This is a genomic window from Mycolicibacterium stellerae (assembly GCF_003719305.1).
Classification (GTDB): Bacteria; Actinomycetota; Actinomycetes; order Mycobacteriales; family Mycobacteriaceae; genus Mycobacterium; species Mycobacterium stellerae.
Window position 1 is genome coordinate 147,658 of sequence record NZ_RARC01000004.1, and the last position, 16,302, is coordinate 163,959.

Annotated in this window: 18 protein-coding genes; 12 read left to right on the forward strand and 6 right to left on the reverse strand. The window is 63.8% G+C overall.

All coding sequences use genetic code 11. The features are described 5' to 3' along the window. Positions 1 to 12 precede the first annotated feature (12 nt). From D6M19_RS07960 to D6M19_RS07985, 6 genes are read left to right on the forward strand one after another with little or no spacing between them, the layout of a single operon-like run. Positions 13 to 1,209: an MCE family protein gene (locus D6M19_RS07960; RefSeq protein ID WP_123024650.1), complete on the forward strand. Its 1,197-nt coding sequence runs from the start codon at positions 13 to 15 to the stop codon at positions 1,207 to 1,209. Further along, entirely contained in the window at positions 1,206 to 2,234 is a 1,029-nt protein-coding gene (locus D6M19_RS07965) for an MCE family protein (protein WP_123024651.1), read from the forward strand. Before D6M19_RS07960 ends, D6M19_RS07965 begins: the two co-directional genes overlap by 4 nt. Next, positions 2,235 to 3,353 carry an MCE family protein gene (locus D6M19_RS07970; RefSeq protein ID WP_123024652.1) on the forward strand — a complete coding sequence of 373 codons (1,119 nt, stop codon included), beginning with the start codon at positions 2,235 to 2,237 and terminating at the stop codon, positions 3,351 to 3,353. After that, positions 3,325 to 4,848 (forward strand): MCE family protein, encoded by a 1,524-nt coding sequence (locus D6M19_RS07975; RefSeq protein ID WP_123024653.1) that lies wholly within the window; start codon positions 3,325 to 3,327, stop codon positions 4,846 to 4,848. Before D6M19_RS07970 ends, D6M19_RS07975 begins: the two co-directional genes overlap by 29 nt. Next, positions 4,845 to 6,185, forward strand: a complete 1,341-nt coding sequence (locus D6M19_RS07980; protein WP_123024654.1) for an MCE family protein — start codon at positions 4,845 to 4,847, stop codon at positions 6,183 to 6,185. Before D6M19_RS07975 ends, D6M19_RS07980 begins: the two co-directional genes overlap by 4 nt. Beyond that, positions 6,185 to 7,918 (forward strand): MCE family protein, encoded by a 1,734-nt coding sequence (locus tag D6M19_RS07985; RefSeq protein ID WP_123024655.1) that lies wholly within the window; start codon positions 6,185 to 6,187, stop codon positions 7,916 to 7,918. Before D6M19_RS07980 ends, D6M19_RS07985 begins: the two co-directional genes overlap by 1 nt. 33 nt (positions 7,919 to 7,951) lie before the next feature. On the opposite strand, the gene D6M19_RS07990 is transcribed toward D6M19_RS07985, so the two are convergent. Beyond that, the gene (locus D6M19_RS07990; protein ID WP_206428474.1) at positions 7,952 to 8,473 is read right to left on the reverse strand and encodes an Rv2253/PknI dimerization domain-containing protein; all 522 of its coding nucleotides are present in this window, start codon (positions 8,471 to 8,473) and stop codon (positions 7,952 to 7,954) included. A 79-nt stretch (positions 8,474 to 8,552) separates the two neighbouring features. Here D6M19_RS07990 and D6M19_RS07995 point away from each other — a divergent pair, with 79 nt between their 5' ends. After that, the gene (locus D6M19_RS07995; RefSeq protein ID WP_123024656.1) at positions 8,553 to 8,948 is read left to right on the forward strand and encodes a hypothetical protein; all 396 of its coding nucleotides are present in this window, start codon (positions 8,553 to 8,555) and stop codon (positions 8,946 to 8,948) included. Positions 8,949 to 8,951: 3 nt separating this feature from the next. On the opposite strand, the gene D6M19_RS08000 is transcribed toward D6M19_RS07995, so the two are convergent. Next, on the reverse strand, positions 8,952 to 10,232 hold the full coding sequence (locus D6M19_RS08000; RefSeq protein WP_123024787.1) for a cytochrome P450: 1,281 nt from the start codon (positions 10,230 to 10,232) through the stop codon (positions 8,952 to 8,954). Positions 10,233 to 10,408: 176 nt separating this feature from the next. Here D6M19_RS08000 and D6M19_RS08005 point away from each other — a divergent pair, with 176 nt between their 5' ends. Continuing rightward, positions 10,409 to 11,029, forward strand: a complete 621-nt coding sequence (locus D6M19_RS08005) for a TetR/AcrR family transcriptional regulator (RefSeq protein WP_123024657.1) — start codon at positions 10,409 to 10,411, stop codon at positions 11,027 to 11,029. 5 nt (positions 11,030 to 11,034) lie between these two features. Here D6M19_RS08005 and D6M19_RS08010 read toward each other — a convergent pair whose 3' ends face one another. From D6M19_RS08010 to D6M19_RS08020, 3 genes are all read right to left on the reverse strand, one after another. Continuing rightward, a complete protein-coding gene (locus D6M19_RS08010; protein ID WP_123024658.1) occupies positions 11,035 to 11,505 on the reverse strand; it encodes an Rv2576c family protein in 471 nt (156 codons plus the stop codon). 97 nt (positions 11,506 to 11,602) lie between these two features. Beyond that, positions 11,603 to 11,836, reverse strand: coding sequence for a hypothetical protein (locus D6M19_RS08015; protein ID WP_123024659.1), 234 nt, complete (start codon positions 11,834 to 11,836; stop codon positions 11,603 to 11,605). Positions 11,837 to 12,009: 173 nt separating this feature from the next. Further along, positions 12,010 to 12,594 carry a TetR/AcrR family transcriptional regulator gene (locus D6M19_RS08020; RefSeq protein WP_123024660.1) on the reverse strand — a complete coding sequence of 195 codons (585 nt, stop codon included), beginning with the start codon at positions 12,592 to 12,594 and terminating at the stop codon, positions 12,010 to 12,012. A gap of 99 nt (positions 12,595 to 12,693) precedes the next feature. Here D6M19_RS08020 and D6M19_RS08025 point away from each other — a divergent pair, with 99 nt between their 5' ends. Genes D6M19_RS08025 through D6M19_RS08040 form a run of 4 tightly spaced genes read left to right on the forward strand, consistent with a single transcriptional unit; the run spans position 12,694 to position 15,136 of the window. After that, entirely contained in the window at positions 12,694 to 13,401 is a 708-nt protein-coding gene (locus D6M19_RS08025) for a hypothetical protein (RefSeq protein WP_123024788.1), read from the forward strand. After that, positions 13,398 to 14,237: a hypothetical protein gene (locus D6M19_RS08030; protein WP_234834751.1), complete on the forward strand. Its 840-nt coding sequence runs from the start codon at positions 13,398 to 13,400 to the stop codon at positions 14,235 to 14,237. The genes D6M19_RS08025 and D6M19_RS08030 overlap by 4 nt, the downstream gene beginning before the upstream one ends. Continuing rightward, on the forward strand, positions 14,234 to 14,836 hold the full coding sequence (locus D6M19_RS08035; RefSeq protein ID WP_123024662.1) for a cytochrome c oxidase subunit 3: 603 nt from the start codon (positions 14,234 to 14,236) through the stop codon (positions 14,834 to 14,836). Before D6M19_RS08030 ends, D6M19_RS08035 begins: the two co-directional genes overlap by 4 nt. A 3-nt stretch (positions 14,837 to 14,839) precedes the next feature. Continuing rightward, on the forward strand, positions 14,840 to 15,136 hold the full coding sequence (locus tag D6M19_RS08040) for a cytochrome C oxidase subunit IV family protein (RefSeq protein ID WP_123024663.1): 297 nt from the start codon (positions 14,840 to 14,842) through the stop codon (positions 15,134 to 15,136). Between the two features lie 12 nt (positions 15,137 to 15,148). On the opposite strand, the gene D6M19_RS08045 is transcribed toward D6M19_RS08040, so the two are convergent. Then, positions 15,149 to 16,294: a thiolase family protein gene (locus D6M19_RS08045; RefSeq protein ID WP_123024664.1), complete on the reverse strand. Its 1,146-nt coding sequence runs from the start codon at positions 16,292 to 16,294 to the stop codon at positions 15,149 to 15,151. Positions 16,295 to 16,302 lie beyond the last annotated feature (8 nt).

Genomic DNA, 16,302 nt, shown 5'->3' on the forward strand with positions numbered 1-16,302 from the left:
GGACACCAGTCGATGAAAGGTAGTGCGGTGCGCCCGCTGGCGGGCGTTGGCCTCGTCGTGGCGATCCTGTTGATCTTCGCGCTCGCCGTCGGCCTGTTCCGCGGGACCTTCACCGAAACCGTTCCGGTGAGCGTCGTTTCGGAGCGTGCTGGCCTTGTGATGGATCCCGACGCCAAGGTGAAGATGCGCGGCGTTCAGGTCGGCAAGGTGGACAGGATCGAGAACCGGGCAGACGGAACGGCCGTCCTGCACCTTGCGATGGATCCCGAGCAGCTGAAACTCATCCCGTCCAACGTCCTCATCGACATCACGTCGAGCACGGTCTTCGGCTCGAAGTTCGTCCAGCTCAAACCCCCGCCGGACCCCTCCCCGCAGAAGTTGCACGAGGGCCAGGTGATTCAGAGCCAGCACGTGACCGTTGAGATCAACACGGTCTTCCAGCAGCTGGTTGCGGTGCTCGACAAGATCGACCCGGCGAAGCTCAATGAAACACTCGGCGCCATCGCGACGGCGTTCAACGGTCGCGGTGAGAAGTTCGGCCAGACGCTGGTCGACTTCAACGCGCTATTGGCCAAGATCGAGCCGAGCCTGCCCAACCTCTCACACGACATCGAGGCGTCCGTGCCGACGTTCACCGCCTACGGCGACGCGGCACCGGATCTCATCTCGACCATTCAGAACACGACAACACTGAGCAATTCCCTCGTCGATCAGCAGCACAATCTCGATGAGTTCCTGGTCAGCGCAATCGGTCTGGCTGACCTCGGCAACGAGGTCGTCGACGCCAACCGGCAGGGGCTTACCGATGTGGCGCATCTGTTGGTGCCGACGACCGGCTTGCTCGCTGAGTACCACGACTCGCTTCGCTGCGGCCTCGGCGGCCTTGTGCCGTTTGCGAAGTCGCCGCCGCAGTATTCGTCGATCATCACCTCGTCCGGCCTGACGATGGGAGTCGAGCGGTATCGATACCCGGGCGACCTGCCGAAGGTGGCGGCCAAAAGTGGTGGCGCGAATTACTGCGAGGCCCTTGGGCTGCCCGAGCTACCCCCCAACTTCGTGCCGCCATTCGTCGCCGGTGACGTCGGCTCGAACCCGGCGAGGTACGGGAACCAGGGCATCCTGCTGAACTCAGATGCGCTCAAGCAGTGGCTGTTCGGCCCGCTCGACGGGCCGCCGCGCAACACCGCACAGATCGGGCAGCCGGGATGACGCGATCAACAGGCACACTCATCAAGTTCACTGCCTTCGGGCTGGTGATGGCGCTGCTCACCGTATTCTTGTTCCTGGTTTTCAATCAGACGAGAACCGGCGCGACGAACGGTTATTCGGCAGTTTTCGCCGACGCGTCGCGGCTGAAAGCCGGGGACACCGTGCGGATCGCCGGCATTCGAGTCGGCACCGTCGGGGACGTGCAGCTTCAGGCTGACAAGAATGTCCTCGTCAAGTTCGACACCGACCGCAGCATCAAGCTGACCACCGGAACCAAGGCTGCGATCCGCTATCTCAACCTCGTCGGGGATCGCTACATGGAACTCGTTGATTCTCCCGCGGATGCGACGAAAATCCTTCCCGCCGGTGCACAGATACCAAAGGACCGTACCGCGCCGGCACTCGATCTCGACCTGCTGCTCGGCGGTCTCAAACCCGTTATCCAGGGCCTGAATCCGCAGGACGTCAACGCACTCACCGGGTCACTGATCCAAATACTGCAGGGCCAAGGTGGAACCCTCGAATCGCTGTTTTCGAAGTCGTCGTCGTTTACGAACTCACTAGCCGACAACAACCAGGTAATCGAGCAGTTGATCGAGGACCTCAAGACCACTCTCGTCACGCTGTCCAAGGATGGTGACCAGTTCGGCGGCGCGATCGACCGGCTCCAGAAGCTGGTTTCCGGGCTGTCGGCGGACCGCGATCCCATCGGCACCGCGATCGAATCGTTGAACAACGGCACAACGTCGCTGGCGGACCTGCTCGGCCGGGCGAACCCACCGCTGGACGGCACGATCGACCAGCTGGACAAGCTAGCGCCGATATTGGACAACGATAAGGACCGCCTCGAAGCCACCCTCCAGCGTCTGCCGGGCATTTACAAGAAGCTCGCGCGGGTGGGCTCGTACGGCGCGTTCTTCCCCTACTACATCTGCGCGGTCACCGTGCGTGCGAGCGACCTGCAAGGCAGGACCGTGGTCTTCCCATGGATCAAGCAGGAAACGGGAAGGTGCAGGGAAGAGTAGATGCAGAAGTATCGCGGAAACAACCTCGTCAGGACAGGCATCATCGGCGTTGTCCTGGCCATCCTCGTCATCGCGATCGGGCTGCAGCCCGAGCGACTGGCGCAGTGGGCGACGTCGCTGCGTTACCAGGCGCTCTTCTCTGAGGCGGGTGGGCTGAGCGAGGGCAACGACGTGACGGTGTCCGGCATCAAAGTCGGTACGGTGGACAAGATTTCACTACAGAACGGCGATGCGCTAGTCCGCTTCACCATCGCGGGAAAGTACGCACTGGGATCAGATACCTCTGCGCACATCCAGACTGGATCACTGCTCGGTGAAAGGGTACTGGCGCTGAAGTCGGAAGGTAGCGGCACGCTCGACCCCCGTCAGGTGATCCCGGTCTCGCGGACCACCTCGCCCTATTCGTTGACGGATGCGGTCAGCGAACTCACCTCCAACACCGCTGGCACCAACACCGAGTCGCTCAACCAGTCGTTGGATACGCTGTCGGAGACACTCGACCAAGTCGCTCCGCAGTTGGGCCCGACCTTCGACGGCGTGGCGCGGCTGTCGCGGTCCCTCAACAACCGCAACGAGAGTCTGGCCGAGCTGCTCAAGACCGCCGGCGACGTCTCGGGGATATTCTTCGACCGCACCCAGGGAATCAACGAGCTGATCCTCAACTCCAACGACCTGCTGGGGGTGCTCAACGACCGCAGGTACGCGATCACCAGCTTGCTTGCCGCCACGGCGGCGGTTTCTCGCGAACTCTCCACCCTGGTCGCCAACAACGAGAAAGAGCTGGCGCCCACACTGAGGCGGTTGAACGATGTCACTGCGATGCTGGAGAAGAACCGGGATGCCCTGGCTGCGGTGCTGCCCGGTGCCGCGAAATACTATCTGACACAGGGCGAAATCGTGTCCAACGGCGCGTACTACAACGCGCTGGTGCCGAACCTTGTGTTCGGACAGCTCCTTCAGCCGTTCATGGACTACGCGTTCGGCTTCAGGCGCGGTGTGAACGCGGGCCAGCCACCCGACAACGCCGGACCGCGCGCCGAGCTGCCGTTCCCCGTCAACAGCATCCCTCAGCCAGGAGACCTGCCGAACGATGGAGACCCCGGTGAACCCGCGCCGTAAACCTTTGGTCACCATCGCCGCCATCGCCCTAGCCGTCGCGCTGGTTGCCGGTGTGGCGTTCCTGGTCCGCCAAGTGTTCTTCGGGCCGAGCACCATCACGGCGTACTTCACGAGCGCAACGGCCGTCTATCCGGGAGATGAAGTCCGGGTATCGGGTGTGAAGGTCGGTACGATCGATGCGATCACGCCGGAGGGCACGCAGACGAAGATGACCCTCAAGGTCGACCGTGATGTGCCGGTCCCCGCCGACGCAAAGGCCATCATCGTGGCCCAGAACCTGGTCGCTGCCCGCTACGTCCAGCTCACGCCCGCCTACCGGAACAATGAGGGGCCGAAGATGGGCGACGGCGGAGTGATTCCCGCCGACCGTACCGCCGTCCCCGTCGAGTGGGATGACGTCAAGACCCAGTTGATGCGTCTGGCAACCGAATTGGGCCCCAAGGAAGGCGGGCAGGGCGGAGTCTCGGGTACCTCTACTTCCCGGTTCATCGACAGCGCCGCGAACGCGTTGGGCGGTAACGGCGAGAAGCTTCGCGAGACACTGGCGCAGCTGTCCGGCGTCGCGCGAATATTCGCCGAAGGCAGCGGCAACATCGTCGACATCATCAAGAACCTGCAGACCTTCGTAAGCGCGCTGCGTGACAGCAAAGAGCAGATCGTTCTCTTCGAGAACCGGCTCGCGACTCTGAGCAGTGTCCTCAACGACAACAGGTCCGACCTCGACGCCGCGCTGACAAATCTGTCCACGGCGCTCGGCGAGGTGCAGCGCTTCGTTGCGGGCAGCCGCAACGAGACCGCCGAGCAGATTCAGCGGCTGGGCAATCTGACCCAGGTCGTCGTCGACAACAAGATGGCGTTCGAGAACGTTCTTCACATCACGCCCAACGCCATTGCCAACTTCAACAACATCTACTACCCGAACGGCGGTTCGGTGACCGGCGCCTTCTCGTTCGTGAACTTCTCCAACCCGGTGCAGGCCATCTGCGGGATGATCGGCGCCGTCGAGAACACCACCGCACCCGAAACGGCGAAGCTGTGCGCGCAATACCTCGGCCCGGCGTTGCGGCTCGCGAACTTCAACGGCATCCCGTTCCCGATCAACCAATACCTGCGTCCGGCAATCAATCCCGACCGGATCATCTACACCGATCCAAAGCTGGCACCCGGCGGCGCAGGACCGGGCGACGCGCCCGAGCCGCCGCCGACGGTGTCGGCCTACACCGGCGCGGGTGACATACCGCCGCCTCCTGGCTGGAACGGGCCGCCGAACGATTACCGGGGCATGTATGCACCTCCGCTCGGCAACGACGCACCGTCCACCCCGAGCCCGGCGTTGATCCCCAACGCGCCACCCCTGGTCGAGCCGCACATCATCTCCAACGTGCCTGCCCAAGGGTCGACCGTCGAGGGGATGCTGCTTCCGCAGACCGCGGTGCCACCGCCGCCGGACCCCAACGCACCGCTGTTGCCTGCGGAAGGGACACCGTCACCATGATTCGTCGGACAAGATGGCTGGTCGTCGTCGGCTCCTGCGTCGCGCTGACGATGACGGGGTGCTCCTTTCAGGGCCTGAACTCCCTGCCGCTGCCCGGTGCGGTCGGCCGGGGCTCTGACGCCGCTACATACCACGTTGAGGTCCAGAACGTCGGGACGCTGGAGTCGAATTCGCCGGTGTTGATGAGCGACGTTGTCGTCGGCAGTGTCGGCAAGATGACCGTCGACAACTGGCACGCCGACGTGGAGATATCGGTCAAGCCCGATGTCGTCGTGCCCGCCAATGCCGTTGCCACTGTGGGACAGACCAGTCTGTTGGGGTCGATGCATCTGGCGCTCAATCCGCCGCTGGGCGAAAAGCCAAGCGGCCAACTGAAACCCGGTTCCACCATCCCCTTGAACGAGTCGTCTACGTATCCGTCCACTGAGCGGACGTTGTCGTCCCTGTCGACCGTCGCCAACGGTGGCGGACTCGGTCAGATCGGCGACATCATCCACAACTTCAGTGCCGCGCTGAGCGGGCGTGAACCCGAGATCCGCGAGTTGCTCACCCGGCTGGATAACTTCGTCGGCGTCCTCGATGCCCAACGCGACAACATCGTCGCGTCCATCCAACAGCTCAACCGGGTTGCCGGTACCTTCGCCGGGCAGCGCGATGTGATCGAGCGCGCGCTCAAGGACATCCCGCCCGCACTGGACGTGCTGATCAAGCAACGGCCCCAGCTGACGACTGCACTGAAGAAGTTGGGGGTTTTCAGCGATACCGCAACAGGTCTGGTCAACGACGCCGGTGACGACCTGGTCAGCGATTTGAAGAGCCTGGAACCGGCCCTCAAGGCGCTGGTCGACATCGGCCCGGACTTGTCGTCTGCGTTGATCTGGGCTACGGCGTTCCCGTACGGGCCAGGCTTCGCCGACACCATCACCCGCGGTGACTACATCAACCTGGTTGCCGTCTTCGACCTGACCTATCCACGGTTGAAGAAGACGTTGTTGCTCGGCACCCGGTGGGGTGACGAGAACGCCAAACTCATTCCGGCGCCAGGCGATCCTTATTACCTGAACTATTCGTACAACCCGATATCGGTCGGTGTCGCACCACCACCGGATCAGGCCCTGCCTGCACCTCCGCCGTCGCCGGACGGCGCGCCACCGCCGATCCTCGGGCCGGTGTTGCCGGTTGCTCCGCCGCCGACGGCACCGCAGATGATCCAAAACCAGGCCGGCCCTACATCGTCGATCTTCGCGGGACCGTTCGGTGCGGACGCACCGCCACCGCCCGCGGAGCCCGCCGCCGCACCGCCCGACGTACCTCCTGCGCCGGGAGGCGGTGGCTGATGCTGACGCGTTTCGTCCGAAACCAGTTGATTATCTTCACGATTGCGTCGATCGTTGGCGTGGCCGTCATGCTGTTCGCCTACATGCAGGTACCCACATTGCTGGGCATCGGCAAGATCGACGTGAAGATGGAAATGCCCGCGGCGGGCGGACTGTACAGGTTCTCCAACGTCACCTACCGCGGTGTGCAGATCGGTAAGGTCACCGATGTCAAGCTCACCGATAACGGCGCGGAGGCAACGCTGACGCTGGACACGTCGCCGAAGGTTCCCGCGGACCTGCAGGCCGAGGTTCGCAGCGTGTCGGCGGTCGGCGAGCAATATGTGGACCTGCGTCCGCGCACGGATTCCGGTCCGTTCCTCTCCGACGGCTCGGTCATCGAAAAGGACAACACCACCATCCCGCAAGAGGTCGGTCCGATGCTCGATCAAGTGAGCTCACTTGTGGACAGCATTCCGGAGGGTAGGATTTCGGACCTGCTCGACGAATCGTTCAAGGCGTTCAACGGCGCAGGCCCGGATTTCCAGTCGCTGGTCGACTCCGCGGCGAAGTTGTCGAGTGACATCAACGGCGTATCCGACCAGACGCGGGGGCTGATCGATGACAGTGGGCCGCTGCTGGATTCGCAGGCGGAGACCGCTGAGCAGATTCGGACGTGGGCGCGCAGTCTCTCGGGTGTGACTGCACAGATCGCGCAGAACGATCCGGAAGTGCGCTCGATCCTGCAACGCGGACCCGGCTTCGCGCAGGAGGTTTCGTCGCTGCTGGAGCAGGTGAAGCCAACTCTGCCGATCCTGCTGGCGAACCTCACCACAATTGGTCAGATCCTTGTCACGTACAACCCGTCACTGGAACAGCTCCTCGTGATCTTCCCCGGAATCATCGCGGCACAGCAGTCCTTCGGTCTTCCCAAGAACAACCCCACGGGTCTGCCGTCGGGTGACTTCGCGCTGACCATCAGCGACCCGCCGCCGTGCACGGTCGGGTTCCTTCCTCCGTCGCAGTGGCGCAATCCGGCCGACGAGACCGTGATCGACACACCAGACGGGCTCTACTGCAAGCTGCCACAGGACTCGCCGATCTCGGTTCGCGGTGCCCGCAACTATCCGTGCATGGGACACCCGGGTAAGCGGGCTCCAACGGTCGAACTCTGCAACGACCCGAGGGGCTTCCAGCCGACGGCGATCCGCCAGCACTACATCGGGCCCTATCCATTCGACCCGAATCTTGTCGCCCAAGGCATCCCGCTCGACGACCGTGTCGACTTCAACGACCGGATCCACGCGCCTGTCGAAGGCACGCCCATGCCGCCAGGGGTGGTGGCGTTTGTCCCGGCAGGAGCGCCTCCCGACGCGCCGCCACCGGGTGCGCCTGTCCCGCTCGGCCCTGCACCGGGACCGTTGCAGGCTCCGTTTGTCCAGGGCCCTGCCGCGCCTCCGCCGCCGCCGGGGAACTCGCTGAACGGAGAACCGATACCTGCGGCTGCGCCACCCGTCGCAACGCCGCCCGGCGACGCGGCCGTCGTACCGCTTCCTGGCGACGGGGCCGTCCCGGCTGCGCCAAGTGCGTTCAACGGCAATGCTTCTGGGCAAGCTGGCGGACCTACGGTGGCGACTGCGCACTACGACCCGAACACCGGCGAGTACATCACGCCAGACGGTCAGTTGCAGCAGGTGAAGAATCTGGCAGCTGGGGGCGCGCCGAAGTCGTGGAAAGACCTGCTCCCGATCTAATCGCCGTCCGCGGAGGCGCGGAGGCAGGGGCGGTTAGGAAATCCGCTCCATCCTGACGGGTATCTCGATGTCGAGGGGCTTGTTGATGCCGCAGGCACCGCTGTCGGTTTCGGTGATCTGGTGGCCGGCGAGAAGGTCGGTGATCTTCAGGTCGCGCTCGTTGACGGTGGGGTTGATTCCCCAGACCGTCCACTTGTCGTGGCCGGTGGCGAAGGTACCGTCGGGGCACGGCGCCCAGCTGGGGATGTCGCGGTTGACGATCCAGTACACCTTGACAAAGTTGATGGGGGCGGTCCAGCCTTGGTCGCTGGTCACCGTTCCGGTGCATTCGAGCGGGCTCACACAGCTGGAGGAGATGGTCCAGTTCTGGATCACGACCTTCTCGTCGATGAGGACCTGATTCGTCCTGGCCCATTCGCCGTTGCTCATGACACGCCAGGTGCCGTTGAGCTCAATCCCGAAATTCGAGGCGTGCGCCGCAGGCGCAACGCCTAGGCTTCCGAGCACGGCGATCGCTGTCGCCGCGACGCCGCCGATGACACCCACTGCGCGCATAGCGATCAGCCTAACGCCCCCCAGAGCAATGCTCTCCAAAAGGGAGAATTTCGTTCCCGCCGTATGTGAGAATGACAGTGTGCGATCTGTCGTTGCGGTGCTCGCTGGGTTGATGACTGCGGGCCTGCTGACCGCCGCGCCGCCCGCGGCAGCCGAGCCGGTTCCGCCGGCTGCACCCGAGTGCAACTACCCCGATTGCACGCCGGGCATCCAGCCCAACGTCGTGCTCGGCTCGTACTGTGGCAACTCCACGTATTGGGCGTTCGGCGTCACCGACTGGGGCCGGCTGGTGTTCTGCGGGTCGCCGCGCAGATATGACTCGCGGTGGTTCCGGGCACCCGAGATGCACGGCGTGAAACTCGAAGGCGACTACTGCTTCGGGCAGGACGGCGACGTCGCCCAGGCCCCAGACGGTCTCTTCCTCACCTGCGTCGCCCAGAACGGCGCCACCCGCTGGGAGCGCGGCGACCTGTAACGCTCACTGCGCCGGGGTGAACCTGATGTTGATCTCGGTCAGCCCCCGCAAGATGAATGTCGGCTCGTAGTTGTAGGCGCGCGCGTCGGCCGGGCCGTGCTTCTCGTCGTCGATCGAGATGTCGACCAGCCGATCCAGGATCCGCTCGATGCTGACCCGGCCCTCAACCCGCGCCAGCGGTGCGCCGGGGCAGGAGTGGATGCCGCGGCTGAATGCGATGTGCTCGCGCACATTCTTGCGGTCGAGTGAGAACTCGTGGGGCTGGTCGAATCGGTTGGGATCGCGGTTGGCGGCGCCGGGGCTGACCATCACCGTCGTGCCCGCGGGCACGACGGTCTCGCCAAGCGTCGTCGATTTGCGCGCCATCCGGAACACGCTCTTCACCGGGCTGTCCATCCGCAGACTCTCCTCGATGAACACGGGGATGAGGGTGCGGTCCTCTCTCAGCTGCTGTTGAATGTCGGGCCGGTCGCCGAGCACCCGCAGCGCAGCGCTGAGCAGTTTGGCTGTGGTCTCCTGACCCGCGCCGAACAGGAAGGTGGCGGTGCGAACCACGTCGACAACCTCGGGCGTCGACCCGTCGGGGTAGAGCGCGGTGGCCAGGCCCGTCAGCACATCGTCGCGGGGGTTCTTGCGGCGATCCTCGATGTAGTGGGAGAACTTCTCGTCGGCCCACTCCAGGGGATTGGCCGCGATCGGCTCGTGGTCGAGCCCGCCGATGCTGGTACCGGGCCGCTGCGCGCCGAACGCCTCGCGGAACTCCTCGTGGTCCTCCTCGGGAACACCAAGCAGGTCGGCGACCACCAACAGCGAGAACGGCCTTGCGTAGGCAGCGAGGAACTCGCACTTGCCGTCGGCGATGAACTCGTCGATGTGGCGGTCGGCCAGCCGCCACATGAAGTCCTCGTTCTCCTTGAGCCGCTTGGGCGTCAGCAACCGGCTCAGCAGCGAACGCGCGTCGGTGTGATACGGCGGGTCCATCGTGACCATGTGCTCGAACATTGGGATCTCCGCGCGGTGTTCTACGAGCTGTGCGCAGATGTCGTCGCCCTCGGGGGTGAACGGGATCGGGGTGAACGGGCCTGCGACCGCGACGCACGACGAGTAGTTCTCGGTGTCCTTGTAGACGGCGTTGGCCGCTTCCCAGCCGGTGACGGCCAGCACCCCGTGGTTGATGGGGCAGCAGGCCGCGTCCTTCGTCCGCAGATGATCGAAATACGGGTGTGGGTCCGGCACGAGAGACGGATCAGTGAAGTAGTCCACCGAATCAAAGTCTGTGGTCATGTAATGCGTGCCTCCCGGGCCGGAACCGTGATCGTCGTCGAATGACGCAAATATGCTGAGCACCTGCTTAGCATGGCGCTAAGGTCAGGGTCAAGGCGACGTGCCCGGTGGCGGCTAATATCGGCGTTTCGGGCGGTCAACCTGCTGGTCGGCGGCGAGGAAGGCAAAGTAAAGGGATGGCATCGGAGCGCAGGATCGGAGCACCGGACGCGAAGAATCGCACCGTGCTGCTCGACGCCGCCGAGCGGTTGATGCTCGAAGAGGGCTACGGCGCGGTGACGTCGCGTCGCGTCGCGGAGAAGGCGGGGCTCAAGCCCCAGTTGGTGCACTACTACTTCCGCACAATGGGCGACCTGTACCTGGCCGTGTTTCGCAGGCGAGCCGAGCAGGGGCTCGAGGCGCAGGCCAAGGCGCTTGAGTCGGCGCAGCCGCTGTGGGCGCTGTGGCGATACAGCTCGGATCCAAGGATCACGGCGTTCACCGTCGAGTTCATGGCGCTGGCCAGCCACCGCGACGAGCTGAGGGCGGAGTTCGCGCGCTACGGCGAAATGTTCCGGCGCAGAGAACGTGAGGTGCTCACCGAGACGCTGCAGCGCTACGGCATCGACGCGACCGACGTGCCGCCCGTCGTATGGGCGGTGTTTGCGACCAGCCTGTCTCGCATCCTCGTGATGGAGACGGCGCTTGGCATGTCGACGGGGCACGCCGAGACGCTGGAGTTCGTCGAGGCCTGGCTGCGCCAGCTTGAAGGGGAGCCGGCCGATTCTGCGGCGGCCGTCACGGCCGCGCACAGCTGACCGACTCACCAGGTGCGGATCGAGCAGAGCGCTCCCTTGGGTCCCTGCGCAGTCTTGACGACGACGCCGTCGACCGCGAGCACGCAGTGGAAGTTCGGCATCGCAGTCGAGTCGCTCTGGATGCCTGTGGTGACCATCGCCCACGAGTCGGGGTTGGCCAGATACACGTCGAGGTTCCACTTCTGGTCGGGGCCGACCTGGGCCTCGACGTTGGGGCTGTAGAGATAGGGATTGTGGCTGTACTCCGCCCAGTTCGGCGGATCGGTGTCGCGGTAGTAGATCTCGGCGTTGCCGTACGGCTGCTCTGTCCACACCGTGTACTGGACGTGCCGCAGTGGCGGGGGAGCCGGATCCGCCGGGTCGGCCCGCACGACGCCGGGGGGCGCAGCGGTGGCGGCTGCCATCAGCATCGCCAAGACCGCCGTTGCGCTGAGCAGTCGGGCGCGCAGCGTCGCACAGCCTGCCGGAAACATCATTTCCGGATTTTAGAACAAGATTTCCGACAGGAATAGCGAATCATCCAACCGACGGTATCGGTCCAGGGCGATCAACACGGTCAGATTGCCAGGATCGTCATTGGGAGGCTGTGCGTGAATGGACGCAACCCGCGGATTCGGGGTCGCCGACCTCCCACGCGACCGGCAGGGAGACAGATCCCCAGCAGGTCTCCTGTGCGAGGTCCGTCTGATCGTCATACGTCCCGCTGTCGGGCGCCGCGAGAGCAGCGGTGCCGCCCGCGAACGCGCCGAAACCCGCCAGGCAGATTGAGAGTGCGGATGCTGCGAGAACCTTCGTGAGGGTGTTCATGGCCTTCCCTTTCGATGGGGATGTGCGCCTTGACGGCGCCTCTACATCGAAAGTTTCGGCGCGAATTCGCCTGTCGGACCGAGTAGCCAGGCACTCGCTTTCGAGCCGAATTCTCGGTCGGCGACTACCTACACCCTTGGCGTACTACTCGCTCAGAGATCAACGTCCCCCCGTCACTGGGTGAGGCCGATCATCCGGCGCGTCATCTCCTTCAGGTAGGCGCGCAGAGTGTCACCGTCGACGTCGGCGATCAACGGATGCATGACGGCGACGCTGATCGCGCTCGACAGCATTGCCGCGTGTAAGCGCGCCTCGACACCAGCCTCTGTGCCGAGCAAGGCCGCATAGAGGCGTTCGATGAAGCTTTGAAACGGTTCGTGCTGCGCTTGAAGGCGAATGATGACGGGGTCGAACATTGGAATGCTGTAAGCGCCGCGGCGGTCGATGGCTTGTTCGATCATCCTGTCGAGCAGGACTTCCCGCGCCCGCAGGGGATGTCCCTGGGCCTCGGCGGCCTCGAGCGCATCCTCCAGTCGGCCCATCTCGCGCTCGGTGATGGCGATGACGATCTCTTCCTTCGTCTTGAACTGGCGATAGACGGCCGCCTTCGTCACCCCCATGGCGTCGGCGATCATCTGCAACGACGTCCCACTGACACCGTGTTCCACGATCAGCTCCAATGCCGCGTCCAGCACGCGGGTTTGGGCAGCGGTGCGTGTGATCGCATTGAACCCGCGGTCCTGCTGTGTGAACGGCACAACGACGAGGGTAGCCGGGCATTGACCGTGCAGTTGCCGATCGGCTACCGTCCCAGTTGCCGATCGGCAACCAAAGGCACTCGCGATGAGGATTCAACGATGAGACGAACTGACGGTGAGTTGGTCCTCCTGTGGACACTGCCCGTGGTGGCGATCATCTGGATCGCCGCGTTCTTCCTGTTTCCCGGCTTCTTGCACCCGATGTCGCCCGACTTGTCCGCTGAGCAGGTCGCGAACTTCTATCGCGACGAGACAGCGCGGATCCGATACAGCATGATCTTGTTCAACTGGTTCGGCGTAGGTCTGATCCCGATCGTGATCCTGTTGGCGATGCAGATCCGCCGAATGGCATTCCGGACGCCGATCCTGACTTACAGCCTGATCGCCTGTGCAGGCGGTCCGCCCACACTCTTCCTGATCGCCAACATGTTCTGGCTCCTCGGCGCCTTCCGCCCCGATCGCGCACCCGAACTGACCCAGTTGCTCAACGACCTGGCCTGGCTCACCTTCACGACCCTGGTGCCGTATTTGATCGCGCAGTGCCTTCTGCTGGCTCTCGCGATCTTCTGGGACCGGCAGGACCAACCGGTCTTCAGGCCGTGGGTGGCGGTTTTCAACCTGCTCGTCGCCGCGGCGCTGGCGCCCGCCGCGTTCACCGCACTGGCCTCAACGGGGCCACTTGCCTGGGACGGCCTGTTGTCCTTCTGGCTCAAGAATGTCGCCGTTGCGGTATGGATCGTCGTCATGGGAGTTGTTCTTGGCCAAACGATTCGGCAACAGCGCGTGCTGAACAGGGTGGATGCATGAGCAGGGCGACAGAACAACCGTGCATAGTGCCTGACCCGCCAGCCGGGCCGCGGATGCGCCGGTTGATGTGGAACTTTCGGCACCATCCCAAACGCGAGTTGTGGTTCGCGTGGTGGGTGATCGTGATCTTCTACCAGCTCTACGGTGTGCTGTTCTTCTTCGTCACTCGCGTGCAGCCGCCGCCGAGCCCGGCGTGGGACACCCCGACGGTCGTGCGATGGTTCGACGACCACGGCCTTGGCATTCTCACCGGCTTCGCCGTCGTGTTTCTTGTCGCCGGAATGTGCGCGCCGATGAACGCACTTCTCGCGTACTCGATGCGGCGGATGTCGGTGAGCCCGGTGTTCGCCTACTCGTACCTGATCATCTATTCGCTCGCCGGAATTCCCGGCATGCTTGTGATGTCCATCGCGATGACCGCCGCGGCGCTTCGGCCGGATCGCGACCCCCAATTGATCCAGTGGCTCTACGATTTCGCGTTCTTGTCGTTCAGCGGGACCATGGGTGTATTCATGATCGGCTCCCTTGTCTGGCTGGTGGCCGTCCTGCTCGACAAGAACCGCGTGTTTCCGAAGTGGTTCGGCTACCTGAGTCTGTGCAACGCGCTGACCGAAGTCGTCGTCGCGCCCGCGTGGATCTTCCAGCGCGGCGCCTTCTCCTGGAACGGCGCGATCGCCTGGTGGATAAACATGGTGGTGTTCGTTGCCTACACAGCCGTATTCATCGTGTTGTTGCGGAAGATGATTGAACGCGAGGATTTCGGAACCGGCCCACTGCCGGATCTTCCAGGCAAGCACGAGGCCGCACAGTCGGATTCACTGGAGGCGGTTCGATGACGAACGTCGCCGGTGCGGATTCCGTGCCACAGCAGGTCGAAGGGAAGCCGGCGAGGTTCATACCGGGTCAGCCCGACATGTGGATGTTCGTTCTCTTCGAGACGCTGCTCTTCACCGGGTACTTCTCGGTCTATCTCATCTCGCGGACCCAGGATCGGGAACTGTACTTGCAGTCCCAAGCCGATCTGGATCTGCGAATAGGCGTCTTCAACACCATCGCCCTGCTTCTCAGCTCGTGGGCGATCGCGCGCTGCGTGCAAGCCGCGCGGGCAGGCGCGTACCGGGCGGCGAATCTCAATGCCTACCTGACGATCTGTTTCGGGCTGCTGTTCCTCGTGTCGAAGATCCTGGAGTGGATCAAAGAGATTCGGATGGGAAACACGTTCACCAGCAACGAGTTCTTCCAGCACTACTTCTTCTTGACCTCGATCCACTGCATACACGTCCTGATCGGGTTCGTCGTGCTTGGCGTTCTCATCTATCAATTGTCAAGTCCGCTTCGGCGATCACAGCAGCTGGTCGAAACCTGCGCCACCTATTGGCACACAATCGATTTCCTGTGGGTTCTGATCTTCGCGTTGCTCTACGTCGTGAGGTGATTCGTGAGCACCACTTTCAATAAGAGGCTTCTTGTCGTTTGGGCGATCTTGACGGCGATGACGCTGGTATACGTCTGGCTGGATCACTCGGTCGATCAGAACGGAACACTCAAGGCAAGCACGGTCGTCACCGTGAGCGCGATCGTCATCGCACTCATCAAGGTGCGCATCATCTTCAGGGAGTTCATGGAGGTGCGCCACGCTCCGGCCTTGCTGTGTCGACTCACCGACGGGTGGGTCGTTCTCATCGGCATCTGCCTGCTCGGTAGCTACTTCGTCGGCTCGGCGATCGCGGGCTAGATTTTCCGGCGGTCAGACCGACAGGATCGTCGCCGACGCGGTACCCGGCGCGCCGTAGACCTGCGCCAGACCCACCTTCGGTTCGCCGGGCACCTGGCGGTCACCTGCCTCGCCGCGCAGCTGGCGCACCAGCTCGTGCATCTGCCGCAGCCCGGAGGCGCCGATCGGCTCGCCGTTGGCGATCAGCCCGCCGTCGGTGTTGACGGGCATTGTGCCACCGATCTCGGTGGCGCCGTCGGCCAGCAGCTTCTCCTGCTCACCGTCGGCGCACAGCCCGGTCTCGGCCATGTGGATGACCTCGGCGCCCGCGTCGGTGTCCTGCAGCTGGGCCACGTCGACGTCGTCGGGGCCGATGCCCGCCGTCTCGTACGCGGCCTTCGCGGCATACACGGTCGGCGAGGCATCCTCGTCGAGCGGCGCGAACGTCGCATGCACCTCGTAGGCGCCGAAGGTGCGGGTCCGAATCTCGGTGGCCTTCACATACACCGGCTTCTTGGTGAAACGGTGCGCGATGTCGCCGCGGCACATGATGACGGCGGCAGCACCCTCGTCGGGGGCGCAGAACATGTACTGCGTCAGCGGGTAGTTCAGCACCGGCGAGTTGAGGATCTCCTCCTCGGAGATCGGCTTGCGGCGGAACGCATTCGGATTCTTCTCGCCGTTGCGGAAGTTCTTGGCGGCCACCTTGGCCAGCGTCTCCTGGGAGATGCCGTGCTTGTTGAGGTAGTGGTTGGCCTTCATCCCGAAGAACTTTGTGGTGACGAACTGGCCGTTCTCGGCGTACCACTGAGGGAGTGCCAGCTTTGCCGGATCGTCGGTGAACGCGCCGCGGGGGTGCTTGTCCAACCCGATGGCGATGCCGATGTCGTATTTGCCGAGTCGGATCGTGTCGGCGGTCTGCGCAATGGCCGACGCTGCCGTCGCGCAGGCATTGAAGACGTTGGTGAACGTGATCCCGGTCAGGCCGACCAGCCTGGTCACCGCGTCCGGATTCGACACCTCATGGCTACCGCCGAAGCCGAACTGGATGTCCTTCCACTCGACACCCGCGTCCTCGAGCGCGAACTGGATCGCGTCGGCGCCCATCTCCATCGCGGTCTTGTCGAACCGGCCGAAGGGGTGAAGCCCCACGCCGATGATGGCGACGTCGTTGGTCATGGCGTCCT

Coding starts and splice junctions, on each gene's coding strand:
- D6M19_RS08035 (WP_123024662.1), top strand. CDS start 14,234: ATGACGAACGTCGCCGGTGCGGATTCCGTGCCACAGCAGGTCGAAGGG.
- D6M19_RS08030 (WP_234834751.1), top strand. CDS start 13,398: ATGAGCAGGGCGACAGAACAACCGTGCATAGTGCCTGACCCGCCAGCC.
- D6M19_RS08000 (WP_123024787.1), bottom strand. CDS start 10,232: ATGACCACAGACTTTGATTCGGTGGACTACTTCACTGATCCGTCTCTC.
- D6M19_RS08045 (WP_123024664.1), bottom strand. CDS start 16,294: ATGACCAACGACGTCGCCATCATCGGCGTGGGGCTTCACCCCTTCGGC.
- D6M19_RS08025 (WP_123024788.1), top strand. CDS start 12,694: ATGAGACGAACTGACGGTGAGTTGGTCCTCCTGTGGACACTGCCCGTG.
- D6M19_RS07960 (WP_123024650.1), top strand. CDS start 13: ATGAAAGGTAGTGCGGTGCGCCCGCTGGCGGGCGTTGGCCTCGTCGTG.
- D6M19_RS07975 (WP_123024653.1), top strand. CDS start 3,325: ATGGAGACCCCGGTGAACCCGCGCCGTAAACCTTTGGTCACCATCGCC.
- D6M19_RS07980 (WP_123024654.1), top strand. CDS start 4,845: ATGATTCGTCGGACAAGATGGCTGGTCGTCGTCGGCTCCTGCGTCGCG.
- D6M19_RS07990 (WP_206428474.1), bottom strand. CDS start 8,473: ATGCGCGCAGTGGGTGTCATCGGCGGCGTCGCGGCGACAGCGATCGCC.
- D6M19_RS08005 (WP_123024657.1), top strand. CDS start 10,409: ATGGCATCGGAGCGCAGGATCGGAGCACCGGACGCGAAGAATCGCACC.
- D6M19_RS07965 (WP_123024651.1), top strand. CDS start 1,206: ATGACGCGATCAACAGGCACACTCATCAAGTTCACTGCCTTCGGGCTG.
- D6M19_RS07970 (WP_123024652.1), top strand. CDS start 2,235: ATGCAGAAGTATCGCGGAAACAACCTCGTCAGGACAGGCATCATCGGC.
- D6M19_RS08015 (WP_123024659.1), bottom strand. CDS start 11,836: ATGAACACCCTCACGAAGGTTCTCGCAGCATCCGCACTCTCAATCTGC.
- D6M19_RS08010 (WP_123024658.1), bottom strand. CDS start 11,505: ATGATGTTTCCGGCAGGCTGTGCGACGCTGCGCGCCCGACTGCTCAGC.
- D6M19_RS07985 (WP_123024655.1), top strand. CDS start 6,185: ATGCTGACGCGTTTCGTCCGAAACCAGTTGATTATCTTCACGATTGCG.